This is a genomic window from uncultured Rhodococcus sp. (genome assembly GCF_963525155.1).
Classification (GTDB): domain Bacteria; phylum Actinomycetota; class Actinomycetes; order Mycobacteriales; family Mycobacteriaceae; genus Rhodococcus_F; species Rhodococcus_F qingshengii.
The window spans coordinates 1-4,361 of record NZ_CAURKP010000297.1 but is presented as its reverse complement, the minus strand read 5'-3'; the positions used below and the strand labels follow the sequence as shown (position 1 = coordinate 4,361).

At 64.2% G+C, this 4,361-nt stretch carries 5 protein-coding genes; 2 read left to right on the top strand and 3 right to left on the bottom strand.

Features of this window, described 5'->3' with window-relative positions:
* Window positions 1–85 precede the first annotated feature (85 nt).
* Window positions 86–874, bottom strand: coding sequence for a trehalose-phosphatase (gene otsB, locus RWT78_RS28425; RefSeq protein WP_314682654.1), 789 nt, complete (start codon window positions 872–874; stop codon window positions 86–88).
* A gap of 173 nt (window positions 875–1,047) precedes the next feature.
* Here otsB and RWT78_RS28420 point away from each other — a divergent pair, with 173 nt between their 5' ends.
* Together RWT78_RS28420 and RWT78_RS28415 are read left to right on the top strand one after the other, a co-directional pair.
* Window positions 1,048–1,377, top strand: a complete 330-nt coding sequence (locus RWT78_RS28420) for a type VII secretion target (protein ID WP_030536848.1) — start codon at window positions 1,048–1,050, stop codon at window positions 1,375–1,377.
* A complete protein-coding gene (locus tag RWT78_RS28415) occupies window positions 1,374–2,606 on the top strand; it encodes a hypothetical protein (protein ID WP_314682650.1) in 1,233 nt (410 codons plus the stop codon). The genes RWT78_RS28420 and RWT78_RS28415 overlap by 4 nt, the downstream gene beginning before the upstream one ends.
* Window positions 2,607–2,618: 12 nt before the next feature.
* On the opposite strand, the gene RWT78_RS28410 is transcribed toward RWT78_RS28415, so the two are convergent.
* Both RWT78_RS28410 and RWT78_RS28405 read right to left on the bottom strand, forming a co-directional pair.
* A complete protein-coding gene (locus RWT78_RS28410) occupies window positions 2,619–3,608 on the bottom strand; it encodes a malate dehydrogenase (RefSeq protein WP_003943334.1) in 990 nt (329 codons plus the stop codon).
* Window positions 3,609–3,674: 66 nt separating this feature from the next.
* Complete coding sequence (locus RWT78_RS28405; protein ID WP_314682658.1) at window positions 3,675–4,304, bottom strand: hypothetical protein; 630 nt, start codon at window positions 4,302–4,304, stop codon at window positions 3,675–3,677.
* Window positions 4,305–4,361: the final 57 nt, after the last annotated feature.

The window sequence follows — 4,361 nt, the reverse complement described above, 5'->3', positions numbered from 1 at the left end:
CGCGCGGGTTCGCGTCACTCTGCCCCGCGGACGCGGCACCTCGAAATAAGACCTGGTCGAGTTCCTGGCAGACTGACCTTACGCGTCAGCGTTCCAGTTGCGCGGCAAGCTCTTTCATCCAATCGAGGAATGCCTGCGGGCCGTCGAACTGGACGCCGTCGACAGCAGCCACTTCCGGTGCGATGTCGTCGCCCTTGACCACCAACGCTTCTCCACCCGAGGCAAGGACAGCGGCAAAGGCCGGTAGGTCACCCCGGTCGTCGCCCGCGTACGCGACGACGTCGACCCCTGCGGCCGCGATCGCGCGAAGGAGGCCTGTCCCCTTGTCCTCCTCAACGGGTGGGCGCAATTCCTCGACCAACTTGCCGGGCTCACGCCGCAACCCGGTCCGGCTCGCGATTTCTGTCGTCGCTGCTTCCACCAGGCGCTGCGCGACCGCACGATCCGCGGCCCGACGCCAATGCACGGCCACCGCAAGGCCTTTGCTCTCGACATGGATGCCAGGAACTGCCGGAGAGTCGAACAAGCGTCGCAATTCGGCTTCTGCTTCGGCGACAGCATCACTGAACGCCGCGACGGCCGGAAGCACCTCGATTCCGTTGTCCGTCCAGGTCTCGACACCGTAGGAACCCATGAGTACAACCGAATCCAGACTCAGCCGTTCTCGCAGAAACGACACCGGCCGCCCCGAAAGCAGGCCGACTACACCGAGGTGTTTCGTCAGAGTCGCGAGCACGTCTTCGGCGCCGGGCAGGAGTGCACTCGCCGACGGATCGTCGACGATGGGTGCAAGCACGCCGTCGAAATCCATCACCAGTCCACAGCGAGCTGGATCGGACGTGAGTCGGAGGATGACGTCCGAAGCGGTTCGCATGGTTCGAGTGTGCCAAATCGATCGCACTCGCAATACCAACACCGGAGCCGAATGTAATCTCTGCCACTTCGTCCAGGTTGTCCGGAACCGCTGAGTAGGTCGCGTCGTCTCCCTGTAAGGGCCCACAGTGGTCCGCTAAAGTTCTCACGACGCTTACCAACTGGGGGGTAATGATGAGCGAATTGACTGTCGCCACTGACGGCATCCGAAAGTACGGCTCGACGTCGACCGAAGCGGCAGGACGCATCGCGCAGGCCGCCGCCGTCGATCTGGGTGCAAACATCGCAGCAGTCGCACCGGCCGTGGGCCCCGTCGGGATCGAATTTCTCGAAGCATTCGCGCGCGCTCAGGCCACACACACCAAAGATGTTGCAGCACTCGCCACGTTCTACGCCGGCAACGCCGCGACGGCCGGTGCAGCCGCGCAGGCCTACGACACCACAGATCATGCAATCGCAACAGATCTGACCGCTGTGGCCGGATCGACGGGCGCGACCGCGTGAGCACCGAAGACGACTCGACGACCGTCATCGAATTCCCTCACGGTGGCGCTCCTGCCCCGGCACTGCCGAACAATGTGGTCGAATCGATGCTCGCCGGCATACCGGTACCGGCACTCCCCGGAATCGAAGATCTGTTCGCGCCCTTGATCGAACTCGGGAAGAGTCTCGGCACAGGCACTTTTGCGGGCATCGATCCCGTCGGCATCTTCGATCAGGCGTCCACTCTCATCGACCACGCCATGGGACTGTCCCGAAGCGCGGTCGCCGAGGTAAGCCAGACCTGGAACAGCACCGGCAGTGACGCCGCGACCGAACTGTCGCGATCCGCCCAGAACAGCGGCGCAGAATTGAGCGAACGCGGAACCGCGATATCGAAAACTGCTGCTGCCGCCGCGGAATCGGTGCAGCGAGGCAACGCGAATCTCGCGGCAATCGCGCAGTCCTTCGCCACCACGGTTGCAGCTGCCGCGCCCATCGCGTGGACACCACCAGGACAGGCGATGTTGCTTGCCTCGGCAGCTGAACACATGCAGTCAGCCGTCGCGGCGGTGACTCGGACGCGTGGGGAGATGCTCGGGCACACCGCAGCCATGAACGCCCTTGCCGGACCGATCCCCGTGCCGACCCCACCGACCAGTGAGGCACTCTCCAACCTGGTCAGTGCGGAGGCAATCAACAACGCCGCCCGTCAGATCGCCCAACCTCTTTCTGCCTCAACCGATGCCGGTGATGCGCCGTACTCCACCCACCCGGACTCCACTCAGCCAGGCACCGAGGCTGTTCGAACCTCGGCTGCACAGGCCGGCGCCGGGCTTCCGACCGGCGTCGACAAGCTGTGGGGCGCAGGCAATCCGTCGACGTCACTCGCAGCCGGCGCGTCGCCGTCACCCAGTGCGACGGCAAGCTCTGGCGGAGCATGGCTGAGCGGAAGCGGCACTATCGGCGGAATGATGAGAGGCGCAGCGGGAGTTGCTGCAGCTCAACCGGTTCCAATAGCAACGCCCGGCCTGGGTGCACCGTCGTCGGTGGCCGGCAATGCTGGCATGTCGCCGGGCGGCATGCTGGGCGGTGGACCCCGCGGATCGCGGGACGACGAGTCGTCACGCACCACTCCGGGGTATCTCGTCACTGCCGGCGACGAGAATTCGATGGTCGACGATCTGCCGATGGTGTCGCCGCCCGTGCTCGGGGCTGACGATCCCGATCAGTACCTGTTCCGAGATCTCTGATCAAGACGAACCTCAGACGAAGCCCAACTCCCGCACCGCCGCACGCTCCTGCTCCAGTTCGCTGACGGACAGGTCAATCCGTTCGCGCGAGAAGTCGTCGATCGCGAGGTCGGGAACGATAGCGAACTCGCCATCGGCACAGGTCACCGGGAAGGACGAGATCAATCCTTCGGGCACCCCGTAGGAACCGTCCGAACAGACGGCCATGGATACCCAGTCGTCCTCGGCGGTACCGATCACCCAGTCGCGGACGTGGTCGATCGACGCGCTGGCCGCACTCGCCGCAGAGGACGATCCACGCGCAGCGATGATGGCGGTGCCTCGCACCTGCACAGTCGGGATGAAATCGTTCTCCACCCAGTCGCGGTCGTCGATCACCGCGAGTGCAGGCTCACCTGCGACAGTCGCGTGGGACAGGTCCGGGTACTGCGTCGCCGAATGATTTCCCCAGACGGACACCTTGCGCACCGACGACGCACGAACCCCGGTCTTCTTCACCACCTGCGCGATCGCTCGGTTGTGGTCGAGACGTGTCAGCGCGCTGAACCGAGCATCGGGCACATCCGGTGCATTGTTCATCGCGATCAGCGCGTTGGTGTTGGCCGGATTTCCCACGACCAGCACCTTGACGTCCGAGGCTGCGTTGTTGTTGATCGCCTTCCCGTGCGCTGTGAAAATCGCGCCGTTCGCACTCAGCAAGTCGGCACGCTCCATCCCCTTGCTCCGCGGACGTGCGCCGACCAGCATCCCGACGTTCGCGCCGGAGAAGGCGACATCGGGATCGTCGGTGATGTCGATGGAGCTCAGCAACGGAAATGCGCCGTCTTCGAGTTCCATCGCAACGCCTTCGGCAGCGGACACGGCGGCAGGAATCTCGAGCAGTCGAAGTTTGATCGGGACGTCAGCGCCGAGCATCTCCCCCGCAGCTATGCGGAAAAGCATTCCGTATGCGATCTGACCCGATGCTCCGGTTACCGTGACGGTTACGGGCGCAATACTCATTGCCGACTCCTCACCTGCCGTTTTCACGACTGTCCGTTCTACAACGCTGTAAGAACGGTTTCCACGCTAGTCGAGTAAACCGGCCACTTCGTGGTCTGTCAGTGTGGTTCTCGGCACTCGTCCCTCCGCCGTCACGAGTTCGACGGCGCGGTAGAGCGGACGCTCGGCGAGTCCGGCGCCGCGGGCTTCGGCACGCAACTGTTCGATCAGCACCGAGGACAACGCGGCAGCCGGTACCAACTCGCTGGCCGCCAGCGCGTCGGCGAGCTTGCGGAGTGCAAGGATCTCCAACTCGCGCCCACCCCCCGCGGTATACAGCGCGAGCGGGATCCGCACGGTGGACCGTCCGTCGCCGAGCGTCAAGCTGACTTCGCTGATCCGGCCGGATCGCACCGTCAATGCCGCCGTGAGTACCTCGGCCACGTCGACGACGTTGGTTCGAAAACCAGCTTGCGCACGAACTCTGTTGCCGTACAACGTGATGTGCCGGCGCAGCGTCACCAGGATCGCAAGTGACGTCGGCACCGCGATGACGGCACCGACGATCACTCCAACGGTCGCCGTCGAGAACACACTGACGATCAACCCGACGACCACACCGAACACCACAACAACAACGGCGAATTTCTTCAGCCGCGGCGCGATCAACGCCACGGGAACCAGATCGAGTGAAACCGGTTCGGCCTCAGTGCTCAACGAGTTCCCCGAGCTTGTCGACAACCTGGTCGAGCGCCACTGTCTCCTGCTCACCTG